Here is a 23,610-nt window from a genome sequence, read left to right as displayed (position 1 = left end):
CCATGGACGCGCTCTGGCTCGCCTTCGTCCAGTGGCTGCACACCGTGGGCCTGCACGTCGATGCAGGCACTGCGCGTGACGTGGCCGAGGGCGCCGCACGCGCCACGGCGGCCCTGGACATGCCCAGCCTGCTGGCCCTGGCGGCGGCGCTGGGCTGGGCCAGCGGCTTCCGGCTGTATGCCGTGGTGTTCCTCGTGGGCATGATGGGCGTGGCGGGCTGGATCGCGTTGCCGCCGGGGCTGGCCGTGCTGCAAAGCCCCGTGGTGCTGATCGCCAGCGGCTGCATGCTGCTGGTGGAGTTCTTTGCCGACAAGGTGCCCTGGCTCGACAGCGCCTGGGACGCCGTGCACGCCTTCATCCGCGTGCCGGCCGGGGCGGTGCTGGCCGCTGGCGTGTTCGGTGCCGACAACGCCGCCATGGCCGTGGCCGCAGGGCTGCTGGGCGGCTCGCTCTCGGCCACGGCGCTGGCCACCAAGATGACCACGCGCGCGGCGGCCAACACCTCGCCCGAGCCGTTCTCCAACTGGGGGCTGTCGTTCTTCGAGGACGGCCTCGTCGTGGCCGTGGTCTGGCTGGCCACGCAGCACCCGGTGGCCTTTGGCATGGCCCTGGTGGTGATGGTGGCCGTGTCCGTGCTGCTGATGGTGGTGCTCTTCAAGTTCCTGCGCGCCGTGGTGCGGCGTCTTTCCTCTTTCTTTTCTGCTTCTGCCAAGGTGGCGTAAATGTTCAAAAAAATCCTGATTGCGAACCGTGGCGAGATCGCCTGCCGTGTCGCCGCGACCGCGCGCCGCATGGGCGTCAAGACCGTCGCCGTCTATTCCGATGCCGACGCGCAGGCCAAGCATGTGGCGGCGTGCGATGAGGCCGTGCACGTGGGCGGCAACGCGCCCAAGGACAGCTACCTGCAGTGGCAGCGCATCATCGACGCGGCCAAGGCCACGGGCGCGCAGGCCATCCACCCCGGCTACGGCTTCCTGAGCGAGAACGAGGACTTCGCCCAGGCCTGCGCCAACGCCGGCCTGGTGTTCATCGGCCCGCCGGCCAGCGCCATCAACGCCATGGGCCTGAAGGCCGAATCCAAGCGCCTGATGGCCAAGGCCAGCGTGCCGCTGGTGCCGGGCTACCAGGGCGAGGACCAGGACCCCGCCCTGCTGCAGCGCGAGGCCGACGGCATCGGCTACCCCGTGCTCATCAAGGCCAGCGCGGGCGGCGGCGGCAAGGGCATGCGCCTGGTGGAAAAGTCCGAGGACTTCGCCGCGGCCCTGGAGTCGTGCAAGCGCGAGGCCATCAACAGCTTCGGCAACGATGCCGTGCTGGTCGAGAAATACGTGCTGCGCCCGCGCCACATCGAGATCCAGGTGTTCGGCGACACGCACGGCAACTGCGTCTACCTGTTCGAGCGCGACTGCTCGGTGCAGCGCCGCCACCAGAAGGTGCTCGAAGAAGCCCCCGCCCCCGGCATGACGCCCGCGCTGCGCCAGCAGATGGGCGAGGCCGCCGTGGCCGCCGCCAAGGCCGTGAACTACGTGGGCGCGGGCACGGTGGAGTTCATCGTCGAGCAGCCCGGCGGCTACGATGCGCCGGAGCAGATGAAGTTCTACTTCATGGAGATGAACACCCGCCTGCAGGTGGAGCACCCGGTGACCGAGGCCATCACCGGCCTGGACCTGGTGGAGTGGCAGCTGCGCGTGGCCTCGGGCGAGCCGCTGCCGCTGCGCCAGGACGAACTGCGCATCACCGGCCACGCCATCGAGGCGCGCATCTGCGCCGAGAACCCGGACAACCAGTTCCTGCCCGCCACCGGCACGCTGGCCGTCTACCGCAAGCCCGCCTGCACCAGCTTTGAACGCGGTGCCGTGCGCGTGGACGACGGCGTGCGCGAGGGCGACGCCATCAGCCCGTTCTACGACTCCATGGTGGCCAAGCTCATCGTGCACGGCGACACGCGCGAACAGGCGCTGGCGCGCCTGGACGACGCGCTGGCGCAGACGCACATCGTCGGCCTGGCGACCAACGTGCAGTTCCTGCGCCTGGTGGCACGCAGCGACTCGTTCGCCCAGGGGCGGCTCGACACCGCGCTGATCCCGCGCGAGCAGGCCGTGCTGTTCCAGCAGGAGCGCGTGGGCCTGCCGCTGGCGGCGGCCGCCGCCGTGGCGCAAACGCTGCTGCGCGAGCGCGCGGCCGAGAGCGCCGACCCGTTCAGCCGCCGCGACGGCTTCCACTCGCACGCCGAACTGGCGCGCCGCTTCGAGTTCGACTTCGGCGGCGCGCACGCCAAGGCGTGGCTGACCTACGGACGCGGCGGCGCGCTGGCCTTGCGCGTGGGCGAGGGCGACGCTGCCGTGGCCGGCCCGCTGGCGTTCGCGCCGCTGGCCGATGGCGCCATCGACCTGCAGTTCGCCGGCCAGCGCACGCGCGCCACCGTCTACGCCCAGGGCGAGACCGACCACGTGTTCACGCCCCAGGGCGCCACGCGCATCGAGGCCATCGACCTGCTGGCCCACGCGGGCGATGCCCAGGGCGAGGGCGGGCGCCTCACGGCGCCCATGCCAGGCAAGGTGGTGTCGTTCGCCGTGCAGGCCGGCGATAAGGTGGCCAAGGGCCAGCCGCTGGCCGTGATGGAGGCCATGAAGATGGAGCACACCATCGCCGCGCCGGCCGACGGCGTGGTGCAGGAGCTGCTCTACGCGCCTGGCGACCAGGTGGCCGAGGGCGCGGAGCTGCTCAAGCTCTGCGCCGCCTGAGAGCGTGAACACGCTCTGACGGCGCGGTACGCTCGGGGGTTGCTTTTTTGCCCGGCGCGGCGCGGCCGATCGTTTATGCAGTTACTCCCGACCCCTCCCTCCCAGGACGATTCTCCGGCGCCGCCGCTGTGGCGGCTGGCGCTGGCCTGGTGGTTCCTGTGCAGCCCCGTGCTGTGGATGTGGCCCAGCGGGCGCACCCTGCTCGATACCGTGGTGTCGGCCGCGGTGCTGGCGCCGGTGTTCCTGTGGCGCCGCGCGGGGCAGGCGGCGGCGTGGCTGCTGGTGCTGATCGGCGCCGTGTACCTGGGCTACTTCCTGGCCGTGCGCTCCGCGCCCGACGAATACTTCTGGTTCACGCTGTTCGGCTCGCATGCGCAGGAGGCGGTGGAGTACGCCGCCTCGTGGCGCTGGCGCGATGCGCTGTGGCTGCTGGCCTGGCTGGCGCCCGCCGCCGCCGTGGCCTGGTGGCTGGCGCGGCGCGCGCGGCCGGTGCGGCGCAAGGCCTGGCGCCGCGTGCTGGCGCTGCTGGGGCTGGTCTGGGTGGCCTGGGGCGTGGTGTCGGCGTTCAAGGGCGACAGCGTCGAGGCCACGCTGCGCAAGATCAACCGCGTCTACCCCGTGGCCATGTTCGAGTCCTATGCGCGCCAGCAGGTGGCGTCGCACCAGATCTTCGCCGTGCCGCGCGTGGCCGCGCCCGCCGCGCCGGCGCGCGCCGACCTGATCGTGCTGGTGATCGGCGAGAGCGCCAGCGCGCACCGCTGGTCGCTGCTGGGCTACGGCGGGCACGACACCAACGCCGCCCTGCGCCCCCTGCAGGCGGATGTGCAGGCGCTGCCCGTGCTGGCCAACGGCAACAACACCGCGCTCGCGCTGCCCGTGCTGCTCAGCGGCCAGGGGCTGGAGCACCTGCCGCCGCAGGGCCTGCCCACCTACCTGGACTGGGCGCGCGCGGCGGGCTTCCGCGTCGCCACGTTCAGCAACCAGAGCACTTCGGGCACCGCGGAGACGTTCTTCCACGCCGCCTACCGCCAGCGCTCCGACTGGTACGTGAACCTGCCCGACGGCGAGTACGACGGCGCCCTCACCCCGCTGCTGCAGCAGGCGCTGGCCGAGGCGCGCGCCAGCAGCCAGCCGCTGCTGGTGACCGTGCACACCTACGGCAGCCACCCGCGCACCGGCAAGCGCTATCCGCCCGAGCGCGCGCACTGGGACGACGTGTACGACAACAGCATCGCCTACGCCAGCGAACTGCTGGCGCAGTGGATCGGCCTGCTGCAGGCCGAGGGCCAGGGCCGCCGCGCGGTGCTGCTGTACCTGTCCGACCACGGCCTGAACCTGCTCGACTGCGGCGGCAACTACACCCACGGCAGCGCGCGCAGCGCCTACGAGGTGCCGCTGCTGGCCTGGAGCAACGCCGCCTTCCGCGCCGCCCAGCCCGCCTGGGCCGCACAACTGGCGCGCCACGCGCAGCCCGCGCCCGACGGCCTGCCGCGCCTGGACAACCGCGTCTTCGCCGCCACCGTGGCCGACCTGCTGGGCTACGGCAGCGCCACCGGCTACCCCTCGCTGGGCGCACCGCAGGATGCGCCCGAACCCCTGCTCGGCGGCCAGCCCTACCGCGCGCGCGCCCAGGCCGATGCCTGCGACGTGCGCGCCCAGGGCGGGCCGCCGCATTGACCCCCTCCAGGAGCCCGACCATGAACACCCCCTCCCGCGTACGCATCATCGACGTAGGCCCGCGCGACGGCCTGCAGAATGAGAAGCAGGCCGTGCCCAGCGACGTCAAGATCGGCCTGGTGCAGCGCCTGCAGGACGCCGGTCTGCGCGAGATCGAGGTGACCAGCTACGTCAGCCCCAAGTGGGTGCCGCAGATGGCGGACAACCACGCCGTCATGTCCGGCATCGCGCGCCGGGCGGGCGTGCGCTACAGCGTGCTCACGCCCAACCTCAAGGGCTGGGAGGCGGCCGTGGCCGACCGGCCCGACGAAATCGTCGTCTTCGGCGCCGCCAGCGAGGCGTTCAGCCAGAAAAACATCAACTGCTCCATCGCCGAGAGCATCGAGCGCTTCGCGCCGGTGGCCGAGGCGGCGCGCGCCGCGGGCGTGGCCGTGCGCGGCGCCATGAGCTGCACCGTGGGCTGCCCCTACGAGGGCGAGATCGCGCCCGAGCGCGTGGCCTACCTGGCGGGGCTGATGAAGGGCATCGGCGTGCAGCGCGTGGACGTGGCCGACACCATCGGCGTGGGCACGCCGCTGAAGGTGCAGCGCGCCATCGCGGCGGCGCTGCAGCACTACGAACTCGATGCCGTGTCGGGCCACTTCCACGACACCTACGGCCAGGCGCTGTCGAACACGCTGGCGGCGCTGGAGCTGGGCGTGTGGAACTTCCAGTCCTCGGTGGCGGGCCTGGGCGGCTGCCCCTATGCCAAGGGCGCCACGGGCAACGTGGCCACCGAGGACCTGGTGTACCTGCTGCACGGCATGGGCATCGAGACCGGCATCGACCTGGACAAGCTGGTCGATGCGGGCGCGTACATCAGCGATTTCCTCGGCCGCAAGAGCGGCTCGCGCGTGGCCGTGGCGCTGCTGAACAAGCGCGCGGGGTGAAGAACTCCTGATTTAATAGCTGCTAGCGCTTGCCTGGCAAGGGCTGGAAGCCATTTTCATTCAAAAATGGCGCGGTAGTTCACTCCCCGCCGAGCACCTTCCACAGCGTCACGCGGTTGACCTGTTCCGACAGGCGCAGGCCGATCAGCGTCTGCTGCGCGGCGTAGAGGCTGCGCTGCGCGTCCAGCACCGCGAGGTAGTTGTCCACCCCGGCCTTGAAGCGCGCGTCCGACAGGTCGAACGCCTTCTGCGTATTCGCCACCATGCTGGCCTGGGCCGCCAGGCGCTCGCTCCACTGCGCCCGGTCGGCCAGCACGTCGGCGGTTTCGCGGAACGCCGTCTGCACCGCTTTCTCGTACTGCGCCACGGCGATGCGCTGGTTGCTTTCGGCCACCTGCACGCCGGCGCGGTTGCGCCCCGCGTCGAAGAGGGGCAGGCGCACCAGCGGCACGAAGCTCCAGGTGCCGTTGCCGCTGCTGAACAGGCGCTCCAGTTCGGTGCTGCCCGTGCCCATGCTGGCCGTGAGGCTGATGGTGGGGAGCAGTGCCGCGCGCGCCGCGCCGATGTTGGCGTCCATGGCGCGCAGGGCGCTCTCGGCCGCCTGTACGTCGGGGCGCTGCAGCAGCACGCTGGAGGGCAGCGGGACTGGCACGGGGCGCAGCGCGGCCACGTCGGCCGATTCCCGCAGCCCCAGGGTTTGGGCGGTGGGCAGCAGGCGTTCCGGCACGGGTCCGCCCGCCAGCAGTTGCAGCACGTTGCGGTCGCGCTCGACCTGGGCGGTGGTGCTGGCCACGTCGCCGCGCGCGGTGTCCACCGTGGTCTGGTTCTGCGCCAGCACCAGGCCCGAGGTGGCGCCGAGCTGGTGCATGCGCTGCGTCAGTTCCAGCGCCTTGGCGCGGCTGGCCAGGGTGTCGCGGGCCAGTTGCAGGCGCGCCTGGTCGGCCGCGAGGGTGAGCCAGGCATTGGCCACGTCGGCCACCAGGCCGATGCGCACGTTGCGCTGGTTCTCCTGGCTTTGCAGGAATTGCTGCAGCGCCGCTTCGTTCAGGTTGCGCACGCGCCCCCACAGGTCGAGCTCGTAGCTGGCGAAGCCGAGCTGCGCCGTGTACTGCGTGGCCAGCGTGGCGCTGCCGCTGGCGTTCAGGTCGGCGGCGGTGCGGGCGCGGCTGGCCTGGGCCTGGGCGTTGACGCCGGGCAGCAGGTCGGCGCGGGTGATGCCGTACTGGGCGCGGGCCTTCTCGATGTTTTCCACCGCCACGCGCAGGTCGCGGTTGTGCGTCAGCGCCAGGGCCACGACCTCGCGCAGCTCGGCCGCTTGCAGCCACTGCATGCCGTGGGCTTCCTGCAGGGCGGCTTCGCCCGCCTGCGCGGGCGCGTCCTGGGCGGAGACGGTCTCCGGAACGGGCAGCGGCGGCGTCTGGTGCGTGGGCGCGAGGTTGCAGCCCGCGAGCAGCAGCGCTGCCGTGCAAAGAAGGGGTTTCGCCGTCATGCCGCGCTCTCCGGTGCGTCGTCGTGGCGCGAGCGGCTCTTGAACCAGCTGCGCACCAGCAGGAAGAACACCGGCACCAGGAAGATGCCCAGTACCGTGGAGGCGGCCATGCCGCCGAGCACGGCCGTGCCGATGGCGTTGCGCCCGCCCGCGCCCGCGCCGGTGCCGATGGCCAGCGGAATCACGCCGAAGCCGAAGGCCAGCGAGGTCATCAGGATGGGGCGCAGGCGCAGCCGCACGGCCGCCACCGTGGCGTCGAACACGCTCCGGCCCTGCTCCTGCAACTGCACGGCGAATTCGACGATCAGGATGGCGTTCTTCGCCGCCAGGCCCACGGTGGTCAGCAGGCCCACCTGGAAGTACACGTCGTTGGTCAGGCCGCGCAGCGAGGTGAACAGCAGCGCGCCCACCACGCCCAGCGGCACGGCCAGCATCACCGACAGCGGCACGGTCCAGCTCTCGTACAGCGCCGCCAGGCAAAGGAACACGAACAGGATCGAGATGGCGTAGAGCAGCGGTGCCTGCGCGCCCGACTGGCGCTCCTGCAGCGAGGCGCCGGTCCACTCGTAGCCAATGCCGGGCGGCAGGGTCTTGAGGATGTCTTCCACGATCTGCATGGCCGTGCCCGAGCTGACGCCGGGCGCGGCGCGGCCCTCGAACTCGTAGGCCGGGCTGCCGTTGTAGCGCATGAGCTGCGGCGAGCCGTAGGCCCAGTAGGTGCGGGAGAAGGCGCCGAAGGGCACCATTTCGCCGTTCTGGTTGCGCACCGTCCATTTGGCGATGTCCTGCGGCAGCATGCGGTGCGGCGCGTCGCCCTGGATGTAGACGCGCTTGACGCGGCTGTTGTTCAGGAAGTCGTTCACGTAGGTGCCCCCCATGGCGCTGGAGAGCACGCTGTTGATGTCGCTGTACGACAGGCCCAGGGCCGCGGCCTTGCGGTCGTCGATGTCCAGGCGCAGCTCGGTCGCGTCCTCCAGGTTGGTGGTGCGCACGCCGGTCAGCTCGCCATGCTGGCGCATGGCGTCGAGTACGCGGTCGCGCGCGGCCAGCAGCGCCTCGTGGCCCACGGCGTTGATGTCCTTGAGCATGAAGTTGAAGCCCGAGCTCGCGCCCAGGCCGCGCACGGCGGGCGGCAGCACGATGATCACGCGCGCGTCGCGGATCGCGCCGAGCTCCTTGGTCGCGCGCTGGGCCACGGCGGCGGCCGACTGCGCGGCCAGCGGGCGCTCGCTCCAGGGCTTGAGGCGGATGAAGCCGCGCGCCGAGCTCTGGTCGCCGTTCAGGCCCGAGACCTGGTAGAAGCTCAGGATCTCCGGCTGCCGCAGCAGGTACGCGCGCGTCTGGTCGAGCACGTCCTGCAGCCGCGCATCGGCGGCGCCGGAGGGCAGGTTGACGTTCACGTACAGGAAGCCCTGGTCCTCGTCGGGCAGGAACGAGGTGGGCAGCCGGTGCATCAGCAGTGCCACCGCCGCGCACACGCCGATGAAGACCAGCACCATGCGCCTGGTGCGGCGCAGCGTGTAGGCCACGGTGCCCTGGTAGCGCGCGGCCGTGGCGTCGAAGCCGTGGTTGAACCAGCGGAAGAAGCGGTCCGACACGCCCAGCAGCCCGGTGCGCAGCGGCCCGTGGCCCTGGGCCACCGGCGGCTTCAGGATGGTGGCGCACAGCGCCGGGGTGAGCGTGAGCGCCACGAACACCGACAGCGCCATGGCGGCGACGATGGTGATGGAGAACTGGCGGTAGATCACCCCCGTGGAGCCGCCGAAGAAGGCCATGGGCACGAACACGGCGGAGAGCGTGACGCCGATGCCCACCAGCGCCGGCGTGATCTCCTTCATCGAGGCGCGCGTGGCCTCCTTGGCCGACTGGCCCGTGTCGTGCATCACGCGCTCCACGTTCTCGACGACGACGATGGCGTCGTCCACCAGCAGGCCGATGGCTAGCACCATGGCGAACATGGTCAGCGTGTTGATGGAATAGCCCGCCGCCGACAGCACGCCGAAGGTGCCCAGCAGCACCACTGGCACGGCGATGGCCGGGATCAGCGTGGCGCGCAGGTTCTGCAGGAACAGGAACATCACCAGCACCACCAGCGCCATGGCCTCGGCCAGCGCCACGGCCACCTCGTGGATGGACGCGCGCACGAAGGGCGTGGAGTCGGAGCTGACGAAGTAGTCGATCTTGTTCGGGAAGTAGGGCTTGAGCTCGGCCAGCTTGGCGGCCACCGCGTCGGACACGGCCATGGCGTTCGCGCCGTCGGCCAGGATGATGCCCATGCCCGCGCCGCGCATGCCGTTGAGCTTGGCCTGGATGGACAGGTTGTCGGCCGCGAGTTCGACGCGCGCCACGTCCTTGATGGTCACGACCGCGCCGTCGGTGGCGGTCTTGAGCACGATGGCCTCGAACTGCTCGGGCGTCTTGAGCTTGGTGCGCGCCGTGATGGTGGCGTTGAGCTGCTGGTTCTTCACCGCCGGCAGCGCGCCCAGCTGGCCCGCCGAGACCTGGGCGTTCTGGTTGTTCAGCGCGTTCACCAGATCCGATGGCATCAGGCGGTACTTCTCCATCTTCGCCGGGTCCATCCAGATGCGCATGGCGTAGAAGGTGCCGAAGACGTTGATGTCGCCCACGCCCTCGATGCGGCCGATCACATCGACGAGGTTGCTGTTGATGTAGTCGCCGATGTCCACCTCGTCCATGTCCGGATCGGCCGAATAGAAGCTGTAGGTAACGAGGAAGTCCTGCCCGCCCTTGTTGATGAACACCCCCCGGCTCTTGACGGTGTCGGGCAGGCGGTTGACCGCGCCCTGGATCTTGTTCTGCACCTGCACCTGGGCCACGTCGATGTTGGTGCCTGGCGCGAAGGTCAGCGTGATGCGCGACTGGCCCGAGGCATTGCTGGTCGAGTTCATGTAGAGCATGTTGTCGATGCCCTTGATCTGCTGCTCCAGGATCTGCGTGACCGAGTTTTCCACCGTCTCGGCCGACGCGCCGGTGTACTGCGTGCCGATGGTCACGCGCGGCGGCGCGATCTCGGGGTATTGCTCCAGGGGCAGCGTCTTGATCGACAGGGCCCCGGCGAGCATGATGACGATGGCAATGACCCAGGCGAAGATGGGCCGGTTGATGAAGAACTGCGCCATGGCCGTACCTCGTCTACCGGGCCGCGCTGCTGGATGCGGGCGGCTGGCCGGGCGGGCTCTTGCGCTCGGCCTTGGCGCTCATGTCCATTTCCACCGGCCTGACCGCGCTGCCCGGCTTGACGCGCTGGAAGCCCTCCACCACCACGCGCTCGCCCGTCTTCAGGCCGTCCTGCACCAGCCACTGGCTGCCGATGGCGCGGTCCAGCGCCACGTCGCGCTTCTCGACCACGTCGCCCGCCTTGACCACGAGCACGCTGGGGCGGCCTGTGAGGTCGCGCGTCACCGACTGCTGGGGCACCAGCAGCGCGTCGGGCGCCAGCGCCGTGGGCAGCAGCGCCTGCACGTACATGCCGGGCATGAGTTCGCCCTTCGGGTTGGGCACCACGGCGCGCAGCGTGACGGTGCCCATGGTGTCGTTGACGATCACGCCCGAGAACGCCAGCTTGCCCTGGTGCGCGTATTCGGTGCCGTCGTCCAGGCGGATGCGCACGGGGATCTTGTCGCCGTCCACCCTGGCGTAGCGCCCCGCCGCGATCTCGCGCTGCAGCTGCAGCAGCTCGGTGCTCGACTGCGTGAAGTCCACGTACAGCGGGTCGAGCTGCACGATGGTGGTCAGGGCGCCCGCCTGGTTGGCCGTGACCAGCGCGCCGGGCGTCACGGCGGACAGCGCCGTGCGGCCGGCGATCGGCGCCTCGATGCGGCTGTACTTGAGGTTGATGCGCGCGGTCTCCAGGCTGGCACGGGCCACCGCCACGTCGGAGCGCGCCTGCGCCGCCGCGGCCTGGCTTTCGTCATGCGCCTGCTGGCTGATGGCGTCGATCTTCACCAGCTCCGCGTTGCGCCGGGCCGTGGCCTCCAGCGTGCGCGCGCTGGCCTCGGCCCTGGCCAGCGCGGCCTGGGCGCTGGCCTCGGCGGCGCGCAGCGCGGCATCGTCGATCTGGTACAGCGGCTGGCCCTGGCGCACCAGCGCGCCTTCGGTGAACAGGCGCTTTTGCAGGATGCCCGAGACCTGGGGGCGCACCTCGGCGCTCAGCGAGGCGCGCGTGCGCCCGGGCAGCGCGGTGTCGAGCCGCTGGTTCTGCTGCTGCAGCGTGACCACGCCCACCTCGGGCGCGGCCTCGGCGGGGGCGGGCGCCTCGCCCTGCTTCGAGCAGGCGCCGAGCGCGCCCGCGAGCAGCAGCATGCACAGTGCCGCGCGGCCCTTGCCGCGTTGGGGCCGTGAGGCCGGGAGGCGCCGCGCGGGCGGGTGGGGGCGCAGCGGAGGGGGCGCGGCATCGTGCATAGAAAGTGGTACGGAGTCGTTGGGGGCGCCACGGTATTGTGCGGCGCACATATTTCCTGTTTGTAAAGCGGGCCGGGGCCTGATTTTGCTATCGGAGCGGCGCGGCGTGGCGGCTCAGGAGGCCGTTTGAAACGCGTACCCGCTGCGCGTTTGCTTGGCCTGGTACATCGCCTGGTCGGCGCTGCGCATCAGCGCCGTGAGCGTGTGGCCATCCCGGGGGCTGCAGGCGATGCCCGTGCTGACACCCACGGCGAGCGCCTGGCCCTGGAAGTCCACCGGCTGCCGCACCGCCTCGGCCAGGTCCTGGGCCAGGGCCGCCAGGCGCTCCCCGGGCAAGGGGTCTGCCAGCAAAATCACGAACTCGTCGCCGCCCAGGCGGGCCACCACGTCGGCGGCGCGCACCTGGGCCTGCAGGCGCGTGGCCACGGCGCGCAGCACCATGTCGCCCGCGTCGTGCCCGTAGCGGTCGTTGATGGGCTTGAAGCGGTCCAGGTCGAGCAGCATCAGCGCATGGGGAAGGCCGTCGGCCAGCATGCGCGTGGCGCTCTGCGCCAGGCCGGTGCGGTTGGCCAGGCCGGTCAGCGGGTCCGTGGCGGCGGCCTGGGCCAGGTGCTCGGCGTGCAGGCGCAGCATGGCCTGTGACGCGCGCAGGCTGCTGATGCGGCTGCTCAGGGCAATGGCGAACACCACCATTTCCGCCGCCACGCCGATCTGCAGGCCGTTGGCCAGCACGAACGGCGCGTCGATGACCTGCCAGTTGACCAGCACCACGCCCAGCACCGACAGGAACAGCAGGGCCTGGCCGCCCAGGTACCAGCGCGCGGGCACGAAGCCGCGCCACATGGTGACCACGGCCGCCACCGTGGCCAGCAGCGCGCCCGCGCAGGCCAGGAGCTCGTTCAGCATCTGGGCCATGCCGAAGCGGCCGGCCAGGCCCAGCAGGGCCGTGCCCACCGCCAGCACGGCGACGGCCTGCACCAGCCGGTCCAGCCAGGGCACCTGGCGCGTTTCGAGGAAGCTGCGCGCGAACAGCGTGCCCAGGAGCAGCCACAGGCTGGGCAGCACCACGTTGCCGCGCTCGGACCACCAGGGCCAGCCGCTCCACAGGTAGTGGGCCGCGTGGCCGTTGAAGCTGGCCAGCGTCAGCAGGGCGAACGCGCACTGGCCGATGTAGAAGCCGTAGGCCGGGTCGCGGAAGATGGCCGCGAGCACCAGGTTGTAGACCAGCAGCGCCAGCAGGATGCCGTAGCAGATGCCGTCGAACAGCCGCTTGTGCTGGCGCCACTGCAGGTATTCGGCGGTGTCCCAGACCGACAGGTCGAGCGTGGCGGCCGTCTCGTTCAGCAGCCGGGCGTAGACGGTGTAGGTGCCCGGGCTGGGCAGTTGCAGGCGCAGCAGATAGCGCTCGCTGTCCAGCGGCCGGGTGGCGAAGGGCTGCGACAGGCCGGTGTGCACCGGCGGCGCCAGCGCCTGGCCGGCGGCGTCGAACGGGCCGTAGAAGCGCACGTCCTTGAGCGCCGTGGTGTGCGTGGCGAGCACCCAGTCGCCGGTGGCCGCGCGCTGTGTCAGCTCCACCTTGAACCAGTGGGCCTGCGCGCCGCCGCCGCGGCGCTGCGGGTGCGGCGCGGGCGCGAAGCGCGCGGCCTGGGCTGGTGCGCGCACGTCGTCCAGCGTCAGCGTGCCGCCGGCGTCGGCGAGCCATTGCAACTGGCCGGTTTCGCACAGCAGCAGCCCGCGCGGGTGCGCGTCGAGCACGATGGGCGCGGCCCACGCAGCCGCCCAATGGCCCAGCAGGAGGCCCAGCAGCAGATAGATGCGAAGCAGCTTCATGGAAAATAGTAAGAACACTCACAATGTAACCGCGCCGCTTTACAGAAACCTGCCATGAACGATTTACCCGAAGGCACCCAGCGCGTGGCCGCCGCGCTGAAGGAAGCGGGCCACCCGCACGCCCCCGTGATGCTCGACGGCGCCGCGCGCACCGCGCAGCAGGCGGCCGATGCGCTCGGCGTGGCGCTGGGCCAGATCGCCAAGAGCATCATCTTCCGGCGCAAGAGCGACGACGCGGCGGTGCTTGTCATCACCTCCGGCGACCGGCGCGTGGACGAGAAGAAGGTCGACGCCCTGGTGGGCAAGACGGGCCGCGCCGATGCCGACTTCGTCAAGGCGCGCACCGGCTTCTCGATCGGCGGCGTCTCCCCCGTGGCCCATGCCACGCCGCCGGTGACGCTGATCGACCGCGAGCTGCTGCGCTTCGACTGGATCTGGGCGGCGGCGGGGCACCCGCACGGCGTGTTCCAGCTGCGTCCGCAGGACCTGCAGGGGCTGACCGGCGCGCCCCTGGCCGATGTGGTGCAAGCGCCATGAAAGCTACCAAATTGCTAGCTGCCCACGCTTGCCAGATAAGCGCTGCAGGCCAATTCGATCCACAAAGCACGGAACCCGTACCCTCGCCCTGCGTCTCGGTGTGCCGCATGAGCGCCGACCGCAGCCACTGCGAGGGGTGCTTTCGCACGCTCGACGACATTCGCGCCTGGTCCCAGGCCGGCAACGGCGAGCGGCGCGCCATCTGGGCCCAGGCCCTGCGGCGTGCGGGCATTGCGCTGCCCCAAGGACTGGCATGAAACGACACCCCCCTGAGCGGCTGCGCCGCTTCCCCCCGCTCTCGCAGTGCTGCGCACTGCGGGCAGGGGGACTCATGCTCAGCGCGGCGGGGCGGCCCTTGCGCGGCGTCCGCTGGCCTGGGCGGCGCCGGTTGCATGGGCTGCGGGTGGTGCGTTGCGCTTTGGAAAAACGGCATGAAAGGAGCCCCGCGATGAAGGAAATCACCTTCCACCTCGATTTCGTCTCCCCCTACGCCTGGCTGGCATTCGCGCAGTTGCCGCAGGTGCTCGAAGGCATCAGCCACCGCGTGGTGTACCGCCCGGTGTTGCTGGGGGCGCTGCTCAAGGCGCACGGCAACCCCGGACCGGCGGGCATCGCGCCCAAGCGCGACTGGACCTATCGCCACGCCACCTGGCTGGGCCATAGCACCGGGGTCGGGCTGGACATGCCCGCGCGCCACCCCTTCCACCCGCTGCCGCTGCTGCGCTTGGCGCTGGAATGCAGCCAGGACGGCAGCATCAACCGCTTCACGGCGGGCGCCATCCTGCGCCACGTCTGGCAGGGCGGGCACGATGCGCTCGACCCGGCGCGGCTGGACGCGCTGCGCGCCGAACTGGCCGAGCAACTGCGCGGCGACCCCGAGCAGGCCAGGCAGCTGTTGCGCGCCAACACCGACGCGGCGGCGGCGCGCGGGGTGTTCGGCGTGCCCACGTTCGAGGCCGATGGCCGCTTGTTCTGGGGCTACGACAGCCTGCCCATGCTGCGCGCCAGCCTGCTGGGCGATGCGTGGTTCGCCACGCAGTGGGACACGGCGGCCGAGGTGCCGAACGGTTTGGCCAAGTAACAAGGCTTGCAGCCTTTTCGGGCTGCAAGCCTTATGCAGAGAGCGCTAGGTGCTATGGTTTTTTATATGGCAACTGGCGCGGATCAGTGCGAGTGGTCGTGGCTGTGCGTTGGTGCCTTGGTGCTGGGGCGTTGCACCCAAGCTTTGACCGTGACCTCGCCTGCGCGCTCGAAACGCAAGGTGAGGTCAAAACGCTCGCCATCGGCCAGCGGGGCCTTCAGGTTCATGAGCATCAGGTGGTAGCCCTGGCCGTGGCGCATGGAGACGGTTTGCCCAGGGGGCAGTGCAATGCCGTCCACTTCGCGCATGCGCATGATGCCGCCTTCCATGGCCATCTCGTGCAGCTCCACCCGCTGGGCCACCGGGCTGCTGGCGGCGATGAGGCGGTCGGGCGCGCTGCCCCGGTTGCGGATGCCGCGAAAGTACGCTGCGCCGTTGGCGGCGCCTGGAATCGACGGGGTGGCATAGGGGTGGTCGATGACCAGGTCGCCAGCGCGAAAATCGTGGGCCTGGGCCCAGGGCGTGGCGGCCAGCAGGGTGCTGCCCAGGGTTGCCAGGGTGCGGCGGCGGGTGACAGGGGTGTTGTTCATTACCAGTTCCTTTTCCAGAGTGCGTCAGAAGGGGTCCATACCAGGCGCAGGCCCACGATGGTGTTGCCACGGTCGGCGATGCGTTCGTGCCCGGCCTCCAGGGCCACCAGCCAGCCTGGCGCGGGGCGCCAGCCGGCCATGGCGGTGAAGCGGCGTGCCGGCGTGCTGGGCAGCAAGTTGGCGTCGGTGGCCACGGCGTAGGCGCCAGGGCCGTTCACGTCGTGGGTGCTTTGCAGCCATTCCTGGCGCACGCCAAAGTCCCAGCGGGCCGAGGGCTGCCACAGGGCTTCCAGCCACCCACCGAGGGTCTTTCCCTCGTAGCGCGTATCGCCGTTTTGGGAGTACAGCGCCCCCCGTTCGCGCCGCCAAAGCGCTGCCCCGCTGAGCTGCACGCCGGGCAGCGGCGTGGCCCAGGTGGCACTGCCGCCCAGCAGGTCCACGGTGCCGTCAAAGCAGGCAATGCCGCGCAGGCTGGCATCGCACGTGGGGGCGGTGTGGACGTGGCCGCTGGTGGTGCTTTGCACGTAGGCACCGCGTCCCTGGGGGCGCAGGCGGCTGTAGAAGGCGTCCACGGCCCAGTCGCTCCAGGCCCCGCGCAGGTGCGCCACCGGGGCCCAATCGCTCCCCGCGCTGCCGGGAAAACGCTGCGCTTTCCACAGCCCCACGTCCACCGCTTCCAGCCAGGCCAGTGGGCCGTCGAGGTGCGGGCGCCAGGCGGCGTTGACGCCGTCTTCGATCCAGTCGCCATTGAAGGTGGCGCGCTTGGCCAGCGGCATCTGTCCGTAGCGGTCCAGGTGTCCGGCGTTGCGCAGCACGGTGCCGATGGGCACCCGGTTGCGGCCGGCGCCGATGGCGAAGGGCGAGTCCTCCGACGGCCTTGCCTGCAGCCAGGCGGCCTCGACGTGGCCAGGCTCGCTGCCATGCCAGCCTACGGCCACGTTCGCGCCCACTTGGGGCAGCAGGCGCACGCCCATGCCCAGTGTGGCGTGCTCCAACTGGGTGCCGCGCTGGTCGGCGGGGGTGTCTCCCAGGCCCAGTACCCCGCCCAGGCGCTGGGTGGGGACGGGGGTGTCCGCGTGGTAGGCCGCGACGGCCGCCGTAGCGTCGATACGCAGGCCCGGCGTGTCGGGGATGCCTCCGTCCCCCATTTCGTGGGCGTCGGCCGTGGCGCAGCACCAGGTGCCCAGCGCCAGAGCCATCGCCGCTCCCACGGCGTGGCGGTCAAGGCGTCTGCTGTGCGGCGAACGGGTCGGCAAAGCGCGGGTTGGTGAGGAATTCATGGTCGGTCAGGGTTTTGAGGAAGGCCACGATGTCGGCCTGCTCTTGGGCGTTCAGGTCGATCTGGGTGATGAAGTCGTTCTTGTTCGGGTTGGCGCGTCCGTCACCCGCGTGGGGGCCCGAGGTGATGTTGCGCCCCCCCGCTGCGTAGAACGCCAGCACGTCTTCCAGCGTGGCGATGCTGCCGTCGTGCATGTAGGGGCCGGTGACTTCGACATTGCGCAGGCTGGGGGCACGGAACATGCCCATGTCCTTGGCCAGGTGTGTCAGCTCGAATACCCCCCGGTTGGGCTCGGGGAAGGCACCGGTGCCACCGATGTTGTAGAGGCCGGTGTTGTGAAACGGCGTTTCCACCAGGCGGCTGCCGGCGTGCACGATCTGGTCGTTGAAGTTGAAGCTGCTGTGGCAGTGAAAGCACTCGGCCTTCTCGCCAAAAAACAGGTTCATGCCGCGCTCCTCCCCCGCGCTGAGCCGGACCGCGCCACGGAGGTACTGGTCGTACTTGCTGTTGCCCGAGACCAGGCTGCGCTGGAACGCGGCGATGGCGTGGATCACGTTGGCCCAGTTGATGGTGTCGCCTTGTCCGGGAAAGGCCTTGGCAAACCGCGCGGGATAGCCCGTGTCCGCTGCCAGGCGGGTCAGGATCTCCTGCTTGTTGGCGTCGTTGACGCCCATCTCGATGGGGTCATTGCCGAACAGCGGGGTTTCCATCTGCTTTTCCAGCGTGACCAGCGACGGGTTGGCCCAGGTCAGCGTGGCGTGGTACGCCACGTTGGCCAGCCCTTGGGCGTTGCGCGGGTGGGACTCGCCCGTGGAGCCGATGGCCGTGGGCAGGCCATCAGTGAAGGACTTGGACTGCAGGTGGCAACTGGCGCAGGCCTGGGTACCGTTGCCCGAGAGGCGGCGGTCGTAGAACAGGAAACGGCCGAGCTCCACCTTTTCCGCCGTCATCGGGTTGGTTGCGGGAACCTTGGGGGTCGGGAAGAACGATGGCAGGCTCCAGGTCCAGCTGGCGCCGTGGCCCGAGGTGTCGCTGACGGAGGTCCCGCCTCCGCCGCAGCTGGCCAGGGCCAAGGCCCCGGCCAGGCTTGCGCCGACAACCCAGGCCGCCATCCGCAGGGGCGAATGGGGCCTTTGCATCACTTCGCCTCGGTGCGGAACACGGCTTGGCCCGCGCCCTGGCTGACCGACTGCCCGGAGGCAAGGTCAATCTTCAGGGCGTTGAAAATCGCAGGGCACTCGGGGTCAGTGGCGCCCGACATGCAGCCCACGGCGCCGCCCTCGTCCTTGCTTACGTCCGAGCCCTTGAACAATTGCGCGATGTCCAGCACCACTTTCTGCTTCGTGGCATCGAAACTATCGAGCTTGAAGTCCATGCGGTCTGAGCGGGCACAGCTCACGGTTTCGCCGGTGACCGGATTGCCCGCGCAGCCCGTCGATCCCAGGTGCACGAAGAAGCTCTTGCCCGCCGCAGCCGGGGCGGGGCGTGCCACGCCGCCGTCGGGGTTGATTTCGATCTTGGCGAACTTGCGGCCCGCCTGCCATGACCAGCCCATGGCCTGAATATCCAGGGGCTTGGCGGCCACGGCGTAGTCCGAATGGTTCACGCTCGATGGCACGCCGATGGTCATCTGCACGCCCTTGTAGGTGCCCCCAGGCACGGTGCCCAGGATCTGCTTGTTCATGCCGGCAGTGCCAGCTTCGGCGCAGGTGCCCGTGGCGTCTTCCAGGTCCACCAGGGCCACTTCCTTGCTTTGCCAGTCGTTGGCCTGCAACGTCAGTGGCACGGCTTCGCCCTTGTCGTTGATCAGTGCCACGTTGCTCACGTAAAAGCGCAAGTCGCGCAGCTCGGCGCCGACGTTCCCTGTCCCCAGGCCGGCGATCTTGCTGCCGCACTGCACGGGCACGTTGCCGGCCTTGGCGGCGAACTCGATGGCGATGTTTTGCGGACCGGTGGGGGCAGGGTCTGCGCCGCTGCCGGAGCCGCCGCCGCAGGCAGTCAGGAAGAGGGGGAGCAGAACAGCGGTCAGCGCCGTGGCGCGCAGGGGGAAACGGTTCAGTTGGGGGTGCTTCATGGTTTGCGTATTTCTTCTAAAAAAGTGACGCGCACGCCGTGACCCGCCTGGTTTGTTCGGGCAGGGGCCATCCTGCCGGGGGCGTACCGGCAGGTGCGTCAGGCCATGGGCGTCAAGGTGTGGGCGGGGCGTGGCAGGCCGTACCCCGCCAGCGGGGCGAACACAGGCAGGCGCTGCGCATGTGGCGCAGCACCGGGGCGTTCAGACGAAGAAATACGCGCCAGGCGGCGCCCGCGCGGGAGAGATGCGCACCACCCACCGCAGGGCCTGGGTGGGGTGGTGGCTGTCGGGTGGTGGCTGGCGCAGCCAAGCCGGGGGCGCAAAGCGCAGGTCGTCCCGTCCCAGATCCAGGGGCAGGTCGCCCAGCACGCGGCACAGCGGGCAGTGCGACGACGCGGCGTTGCCGTCCTCGTCGGTATCGGCCGCCTGTGCGCTTTCGGTGCTGTCCACGCTGACCCAGCGCACACCCTGGTGGGTACAGACCTCCACCAGCATGCTTTGGGGGCCTTGGGCCAACACCGCCATCGCCGCGAACGCCGGATGCAGCCATGCAAACACCAGCGCCGCCAGCAGCCAGGCGGTGCATGTGCGCAGTGTGGTCTGGGACAAACGCATGAATGGAGTTGCGGAGCGGGTGGCCAGGGACAGTGCCAGAAGCAGAGTGCACGCTTGCGTCAAGGCAAGGGCCCGCATTCTTACCGCGAAGTACTCCTGTGGCAAGGGCATGCGGCGGCGCTGTGTTCATTTTGACGGTGGACAAGGGCCGGCGTGTCGCGGGCCGGGGCTGCAAGCGTGGAGCAAGGCCTGGGGGGTTGAATACCCCGCCATGCCCAATGCCTTCAATTTCTCCGCCTCGCCGTTCGACTGCCTGAGCCCCGACGAACAGGCGCTGGTGCGCGCCAGCGTGGACATCGCCTACTACCCCGAAGGCGCCGTGGTGCTCGACGTGGGGGCCGTGCCCGAGCACCTGTTCGTCATCATCAAGGGCTACGTCACCCAGACCGAGGGCGAGGAAGTGCTCGCCACCTACGGGCCGGACGACTGCTTCGACGGCCGGGGCCTGGTGGCCGGGCGCGTCAGCAGCCGCTTCGTGGTGGCCGAGGAGCTGGTGGCCTACCAGCTCGCGCGTGCCACCGTGCAGGAGCTGATCGCGCGCAACGCCGCTTTCGGCGCGCTGCTGTTCTCCGACCTGGGGCACAAGCTCAGCACGCTGGCGCAACGCGCCGAGCAGCACGAGATGCAGTCGCTCCTGATGGCGCGCGTGGACCAGGCCTACCTGCGCCCGGCGCACCGCGTGCACGCGGCGGCCGACATCGTGTCGGTGACGCGCCTGTTCCACGAGGAGCGCACCACCAGCGTGCTGGTGGAAGGCCTGCCAAACGCGCCCGAGGGCCTGGGCATCTTCACCTCCACCTCGCTGCAGCGCGCCATCCTCGACGGGCGCTCGCTGCACACCCTGGCCGTGGGCGAGCTGGCCGCGTACCCGGTGGTCACCGTGCGCGCCAGCGACACCATCGGCGACGCCATGGCGCTGCTGCTGCGCTCGCGCGTGCACCGCCTGGTGGTGGTCGATGGCGCGGGCCGCGTGCTCGGGCTGCTGCGCGCGCTCGACCTGTTCAGCTTCGTGGCCAACCAGTCGCACCTGATCTCGGTGCAGATCGAGCAGGCGCGCGACCTGGAGATGCTCGACCGCGCCGCCGCCCAGGTCACGCGCCTGGTGTCGGTGCTGCACCGCGGCGGCACGCGCATGGCGCTGATGGCGCAGCTCGTGCAGCAGCTCAACGCGCGCCTGTTCGAGCGCGCCTGGCAGATGATCGCCCCGCCCGCGCTGGTGGCCAACAGCTGCCTGTTCGTCATGGGCAGCGAGGGACGCGGCGAGCAACTGCTGAAAACCGACCAGGACAACGGCCTGATGCTGCGCGACGGCTACGTGCCGCCGCCCGACCTGCAGGACATTTGCGAGCGCTTTTCCGAGGCGCTGACCTGCTTCGGCTACCCCGAGTGCAAGGGCGGCATCATGCTGCGCAACCCGGCCTGGCGCGGCACGGTCGGCGAATGGAGCACGCGCGTGCGCGACTGGCTGCTGCAGCCCGAGGGCGACAGCCTGATGCACCTGGCCATCTTCCTCGACGCCCACGCCGTCGCGGGCGACGCCGCGCTGCTGGCCGAGGTGCGCCAGCGCCTGCTGCAACTGGCCACCGACAGCGACGCGCTGATCGCCCGCTTCGCCATGGCCGTGGACGCCTTCGGCAACCCGGCGGGCTGGTGGAACCGGCTGCTGGGCCTGGGCGAGGAGGGGCCGGTGAACCTGAAGAAGGCCGGCATCTTCCCCATCGTGCACGGCGTGCGCAGCCTGGCGCTGGCGCGGCGCGTCATGGCCACCGGCACGGCCGAGCGCATCACCGCGCTGGTGGCCGACGGCACGCTCGACGCCGGCCTCGGCCAGGAGCTGCTGCAGGGCCTGCACTTCCTCATGGGCCTGCGCCTGCAGGCCGGGCTGGCGGAACTGGCGCTCAAGCGCGAGGTCACGGGTAACGTCGATCCGGCGCGCCTGAGCACGCTGGAGCGCGACCTGCTGAAGGACGCGCTCTCGGCCGTCAAGCGCTTCAAGGCCGTGCTGCACCACCGCCTGCGGCTGGACGCGGTATGAACGCCGCCGCCGCATGGTGGGCGCGCCTGCGCCGCCAATGGATGCTGTACCACCTGGGCGAGCCCGAGTTCGCCTTCATGTTCGAGCCGCCGCCGCCGGGCGAGTGGGTGGCGCTGGACTGCGAAACCACCGGCCTGAACCCGCGCAGCGACGAGATCGTCTCCATCGGGGCGGTGCGCATCGTGGGCGAGCGCATCCTGACCAGCGAGCGCCTGGAGCTGCTGGTGCGCCCGGAAAAGGGCGTGACGGCCGACAGCGTGCGCATCCACCGCCTGCGCGAGCGCGACCTGGCCGGCGGCCTGCCGCTGCACGAGGCCATGCGCCAGCTCATGCGCTTCATCGGCAGCCGCCCGCTGGTGGGCTACTACCTGGAGTTCGACGTGGCCATGCTCAACCGCGCCGTGTGGCCGCTGCTGGGCATGGGGCTGCCGCAGCAGCGCATCGAGGTCTCGGCGATGTACTACGACTACAAATTCCACCGCATGCCGCCGCTGCAGCAGCAGAACCCCGAGATCGACCTGCGCTTCGACACGCTGATGCGCGACCTCGGCCTGCCGCAGCGCGACGCGCACGACGCGCTCAACGACGCCGTGATGGCGGCGCTGGCCTTCGTCAAGCTGCGTCGGCTGTGCGCTAGCGAATAAACATAAAAAATGGCGCTAACCCTTATCTGGCAAGCGCTGGCAGCTATGGTTTTTACTGCGCGCAGCCCGGCTGCGTGGCTGGCACGATGCCCCAGTCCACCGTCAGTTGCGGCCCGCCGGGCTGGGAGGTCCATGGCACGCTGAGCTGGCCGTGGGCGCCGGCGCGGGCCAGCAGCTGCAGCGTCTGCGCGCTCGGCGCGGGCGCGTCGGGGCTGCGGTCCACCACCACCAGCAGGTCGCAGCGCGGCAGCGCGGCGGTGTCGATCCAGGGCGCGTGGCGCGGCTCGGCGTCAATGAACACCAGCGGCTGCGACGGCAGGTGGATCGACAGGTTGCCCGCCAGCCAGGTCTCGCCCGCCAGCACGCGCAGCGGCGTGCGCGCGTGCTGGCGCCAGACCTGCTGCAGCGCCTGCGCCATGGCCGGCGCCGGGAAGTTGGAGCGCGCGTTGCGCCCCAGCTGGTCCACCAGCACGCCGCGCCCCAGGGCCAGGCCGCCGGCCAGCAGCAGCTGGGCCGCCAGGCCCACGGCCAGCGTCGCGCCCAGCAGCCGCGCGGGCGCCACGGCGGGCACCCAGCGCAGCAGCAGCAGGCCCGCGAGCACGAAGAAGGTGGTGGCCCAGGAGGAGGCCAGGTGCATGCCGCCCAGGCCCAGGCACAGCGTCAGCAGCAGCGGGCCCAGGCCCAGCAGGCGCACGAACAGGCGCTCGCCATCCGGGCCGGGCTGCGGCGCGGCGGGCGCGCGGCGCAGCCACCAGCGCAGCACGCCCAGGGCGATCAGCGCCGGCGCCAGGCGGCCCAGCTGGGCGGTGGCGAAGAACCACAGGTCGGCCCAGTAGCCGGGCAGGCCGGCGGTGCCGGGGCCGCTGTTTTCAAACGAATCCTGGGCGTAGCGCAGCGTGGCGAAGTCCGACTGCACCATCCAGGCGATGTGCGGCCCCAGCAGCGCCAGGCACACGGCGGCGCCCAGCAGCACCGGCCCCCAGGCGCGCAGGCTGCGCATGCGCGGCTCCAGCAGCAGCCACAGCCCGGCCACGGCGAACCACACCAGCGCGCTGTATTTGGACAGCATGCACAGCGCCCCCGCGGCCCCGGCGGCGGCCCACAGCCACCAGCGCGCGGCGCCGTGCGGCGGCGCGCGCACGGCGCCCAGCAGGGCCCACAGCAGCAGCCCTACCGGCAGCAGCTGCAGCGTGTTGTGGTTGGCCATGATGCCGCGCAGCCCGTGGTAGGCCACCAGCGCCGTGAGCACCACGCTGACGAAGGCGCGCAGCGGCGTGGTCACCATCAGGGCGATGCGCCACACGCACAGCAGCATGCCCGCCACGCTGAGCTGCGCGGCCAGGAAGGTGACCCACACCTGGCGCCCGAGCAGCTCGGTCCAGAAAACCATCCACCAGGTGGGTGCGGGCGGGTGCTTGTAGTAGCCCCACTGCAGCGATTGCGTCCAGACCAACTGCTCGATGTTGTCCCACGGCGGCGCGCGGTGGCTCAGCGCGGGCAGCAGCGTCCACACCAGCAGGTGCAGCGCGATGAAGCCGAGCGTGAGCCAGGCCATGTGGCGCGGATCGTCGGGGTCGATGGGCAGGGGGCCGGCCCGGCGCGGCGGCGGGGGGAAATTCATGGAGGCGGTCGAAAGCGTGCGAGAGTGTACGGGGATGCGGCAG

At 70.7% G+C, this 23,610-nt stretch carries 19 protein-coding genes; 9 read left to right on the top strand and 10 right to left on the bottom strand.

Going from position 1 to position 23,610, the window contains the following annotated elements; genetic code table 11:
- Window positions 1–2 precede the first annotated feature (2 nt).
- The 4 genes from YS110_12495 (at window position 3) to YS110_12480 (ending at window position 5,350) form a co-directional block, all read left to right on the top strand.
- Window positions 3–722, top strand: a complete 720-nt coding sequence (locus tag YS110_12495; protein ID UJB65514.1) for a DUF4126 domain-containing protein — start codon at window positions 3–5, stop codon at window positions 720–722.
- The gene (locus YS110_12490) at window positions 723–2,744 is read left to right on the top strand and encodes an acetyl/propionyl/methylcrotonyl-CoA carboxylase subunit alpha (protein UJB65513.1); all 2,022 of its coding nucleotides are present in this window, start codon (window positions 723–725) and stop codon (window positions 2,742–2,744) included. It begins immediately after the preceding gene.
- A gap of 75 nt (window positions 2,745–2,819) precedes the next feature.
- A complete protein-coding gene (locus YS110_12485) occupies window positions 2,820–4,421 on the top strand; it encodes a phosphoethanolamine transferase (protein UJB65512.1) in 1,602 nt (533 codons plus the stop codon).
- A gap of 20 nt (window positions 4,422–4,441) precedes the next feature.
- A complete protein-coding gene (locus tag YS110_12480; GenBank protein UJB65511.1) occupies window positions 4,442–5,350 on the top strand; it encodes a hydroxymethylglutaryl-CoA lyase in 909 nt (302 codons plus the stop codon).
- A gap of 79 nt (window positions 5,351–5,429) precedes the next feature.
- Here YS110_12480 and YS110_12475 read toward each other — a convergent pair whose 3' ends face one another.
- The 4 genes from YS110_12475 to YS110_12460 all read right to left on the bottom strand — a co-directional run bounded on the left by YS110_12475 (window position 5,430) and on the right by YS110_12460 (window position 13,091).
- Window positions 5,430–6,839, bottom strand: a complete 1,410-nt coding sequence (locus YS110_12475) for an efflux transporter outer membrane subunit (GenBank protein ID UJB65510.1) — start codon at window positions 6,837–6,839, stop codon at window positions 5,430–5,432.
- The gene (locus YS110_12470) at window positions 6,836–9,979 is read right to left on the bottom strand and encodes an efflux RND transporter permease subunit (GenBank protein ID UJB65509.1); all 3,144 of its coding nucleotides are present in this window, start codon (window positions 9,977–9,979) and stop codon (window positions 6,836–6,838) included. The genes YS110_12475 and YS110_12470 overlap by 4 nt, the downstream gene beginning before the upstream one ends.
- 13 nt (window positions 9,980–9,992) lie before the next feature.
- The gene (locus tag YS110_12465; GenBank protein UJB65508.1) at window positions 9,993–11,162 is read right to left on the bottom strand and encodes an efflux RND transporter periplasmic adaptor subunit; all 1,170 of its coding nucleotides are present in this window, start codon (window positions 11,160–11,162) and stop codon (window positions 9,993–9,995) included.
- A 213-nt stretch (window positions 11,163–11,375) separates the two neighbouring features.
- The gene (locus YS110_12460; GenBank protein ID UJB65507.1) at window positions 11,376–13,091 is read right to left on the bottom strand and encodes a GGDEF domain-containing protein; all 1,716 of its coding nucleotides are present in this window, start codon (window positions 13,089–13,091) and stop codon (window positions 11,376–11,378) included.
- Window positions 13,092–13,145: 54 nt separating this feature from the next.
- Between YS110_12460 and YS110_12455 the strand changes: the two genes are divergently transcribed.
- The 3 genes from YS110_12455 to YS110_12445 all read left to right on the top strand — a co-directional run bounded on the left by YS110_12455 (window position 13,146) and on the right by YS110_12445 (window position 14,709).
- Window positions 13,146–13,628 carry a YbaK/EbsC family protein gene (locus YS110_12455; GenBank protein ID UJB65506.1) on the top strand — a complete coding sequence of 161 codons (483 nt, stop codon included), beginning with the start codon at window positions 13,146–13,148 and terminating at the stop codon, window positions 13,626–13,628.
- On the top strand, window positions 13,625–13,885 hold the full coding sequence (locus YS110_12450) for a DUF1289 domain-containing protein (GenBank protein UJB65505.1): 261 nt from the start codon (window positions 13,625–13,627) through the stop codon (window positions 13,883–13,885). Before YS110_12455 ends, YS110_12450 begins: the two co-directional genes overlap by 4 nt.
- Window positions 13,886–14,076: 191 nt before the next feature.
- Entirely contained in the window at window positions 14,077–14,709 is a 633-nt protein-coding gene (locus tag YS110_12445) for a 2-hydroxychromene-2-carboxylate isomerase (protein ID UJB65504.1), read from the top strand.
- A gap of 83 nt (window positions 14,710–14,792) precedes the next feature.
- Here YS110_12445 and YS110_12440 read toward each other — a convergent pair whose 3' ends face one another.
- From YS110_12440 to YS110_12420, 5 genes are all read right to left on the bottom strand, one after another.
- Entirely contained in the window at window positions 14,793–15,299 is a 507-nt protein-coding gene (locus YS110_12440) for a copper chaperone PCu(A)C (protein UJB65503.1), read from the bottom strand.
- Window positions 15,299–16,498: a hypothetical protein gene (locus YS110_12435; protein UJB65502.1), complete on the bottom strand. Its 1,200-nt coding sequence runs from the start codon at window positions 16,496–16,498 to the stop codon at window positions 15,299–15,301. The genes YS110_12440 and YS110_12435 overlap by 1 nt, the downstream gene beginning before the upstream one ends.
- A gap of 22 nt (window positions 16,499–16,520) precedes the next feature.
- Window positions 16,521–17,717 carry a di-heme enzyme gene (locus YS110_12430; GenBank protein UJB65501.1) on the bottom strand — a complete coding sequence of 399 codons (1,197 nt, stop codon included), beginning with the start codon at window positions 17,715–17,717 and terminating at the stop codon, window positions 16,521–16,523.
- Window positions 17,717–18,652, bottom strand: a complete 936-nt coding sequence (locus YS110_12425) for a metallo-mystery pair system four-Cys motif protein (GenBank protein ID UJB65500.1) — start codon at window positions 18,650–18,652, stop codon at window positions 17,717–17,719. Before YS110_12425 ends, YS110_12430 begins: the two co-directional genes overlap by 1 nt.
- Window positions 18,653–18,853: 201 nt before the next feature.
- A complete protein-coding gene (locus tag YS110_12420) occupies window positions 18,854–19,261 on the bottom strand; it encodes a DUF2946 domain-containing protein (protein ID UJB65499.1) in 408 nt (135 codons plus the stop codon).
- Window positions 19,262–19,478: 217 nt separating this feature from the next.
- On the opposite strand from YS110_12420, the gene YS110_12415 reads away from it, so the two are divergent.
- Window positions 19,479–21,302, top strand: coding sequence for a CBS domain-containing protein (locus tag YS110_12415; GenBank protein ID UJB65498.1), 1,824 nt, complete (start codon window positions 19,479–19,481; stop codon window positions 21,300–21,302).
- Window positions 21,299–21,946: a 3'-5' exonuclease gene (locus YS110_12410; GenBank protein UJB65497.1), complete on the top strand. Its 648-nt coding sequence runs from the start codon at window positions 21,299–21,301 to the stop codon at window positions 21,944–21,946. Before YS110_12415 ends, YS110_12410 begins: the two co-directional genes overlap by 4 nt.
- A gap of 52 nt (window positions 21,947–21,998) precedes the next feature.
- Here the strand turns inward: YS110_12410 and YS110_12405 are convergent, their stop codons facing one another.
- Window positions 21,999–23,567, bottom strand: a complete 1,569-nt coding sequence (locus YS110_12405; protein UJB65496.1) for a glycosyltransferase family 39 protein — start codon at window positions 23,565–23,567, stop codon at window positions 21,999–22,001.
- Between the last annotated feature and the right edge of the window lie 43 nt (window positions 23,568–23,610).

Origin of the sequence: Acidovorax sp. YS12 (assembly GCA_021496925.1) — a bacterium.
Taxonomy (GTDB): Bacteria; Pseudomonadota; Gammaproteobacteria; order Burkholderiales; family Burkholderiaceae_C; genus Paenacidovorax.
This window is presented reverse-complemented; position numbering and strand designations above follow the sequence as displayed.

Bases quoted from the DNA above. Each gene is read 5' to 3' on its own strand.
- YS110_12495 (UJB65514.1), top strand. From the start codon at position 3: ATGGACGCGCTCTGGCTCGCCTTCGTCCAGTGGCTGCACACCGTGGGC.
- YS110_12415 (UJB65498.1), top strand. From the start codon at position 19,479: ATGCCCAATGCCTTCAATTTCTCCGCCTCGCCGTTCGACTGCCTGAGC.
- YS110_12460 (UJB65507.1), bottom strand. From the start codon at position 13,091: ATGAAGCTGCTTCGCATCTATCTGCTGCTGGGCCTCCTGCTGGGCCAT.
- YS110_12410 (UJB65497.1), top strand. From the start codon at position 21,299: ATGAACGCCGCCGCCGCATGGTGGGCGCGCCTGCGCCGCCAATGGATG.
- YS110_12485 (UJB65512.1), top strand. From the start codon at position 2,820: ATGCAGTTACTCCCGACCCCTCCCTCCCAGGACGATTCTCCGGCGCCG.
- YS110_12405 (UJB65496.1), bottom strand. From the start codon at position 23,567: ATGAATTTCCCCCCGCCGCCGCGCCGGGCCGGCCCCCTGCCCATCGAC.
- YS110_12475 (UJB65510.1), bottom strand. From the start codon at position 6,839: ATGACGGCGAAACCCCTTCTTTGCACGGCAGCGCTGCTGCTCGCGGGC.
- YS110_12440 (UJB65503.1), bottom strand. From the start codon at position 15,299: ATGAACAACACCCCTGTCACCCGCCGCCGCACCCTGGCAACCCTGGGC.
- YS110_12450 (UJB65505.1), top strand. From the start codon at position 13,625: ATGAAAGCTACCAAATTGCTAGCTGCCCACGCTTGCCAGATAAGCGCT.
- YS110_12480 (UJB65511.1), top strand. From the start codon at position 4,442: ATGAACACCCCCTCCCGCGTACGCATCATCGACGTAGGCCCGCGCGAC.
- YS110_12490 (UJB65513.1), top strand. From the start codon at position 723: ATGTTCAAAAAAATCCTGATTGCGAACCGTGGCGAGATCGCCTGCCGT.
- YS110_12465 (UJB65508.1), bottom strand. From the start codon at position 11,162: ATGCTGCTGCTCGCGGGCGCGCTCGGCGCCTGCTCGAAGCAGGGCGAG.
- YS110_12430 (UJB65501.1), bottom strand. From the start codon at position 17,717: ATGCAAAGGCCCCATTCGCCCCTGCGGATGGCGGCCTGGGTTGTCGGC.
- YS110_12470 (UJB65509.1), bottom strand. From the start codon at position 9,979: ATGGCGCAGTTCTTCATCAACCGGCCCATCTTCGCCTGGGTCATTGCC.
- YS110_12435 (UJB65502.1), bottom strand. From the start codon at position 16,498: ATGGCTCTGGCGCTGGGCACCTGGTGCTGCGCCACGGCCGACGCCCAC.
- YS110_12445 (UJB65504.1), top strand. From the start codon at position 14,077: ATGAAGGAAATCACCTTCCACCTCGATTTCGTCTCCCCCTACGCCTGG.
- YS110_12455 (UJB65506.1), top strand. From the start codon at position 13,146: ATGAACGATTTACCCGAAGGCACCCAGCGCGTGGCCGCCGCGCTGAAG.
- YS110_12425 (UJB65500.1), bottom strand. From the start codon at position 18,652: ATGAAGCACCCCCAACTGAACCGTTTCCCCCTGCGCGCCACGGCGCTG.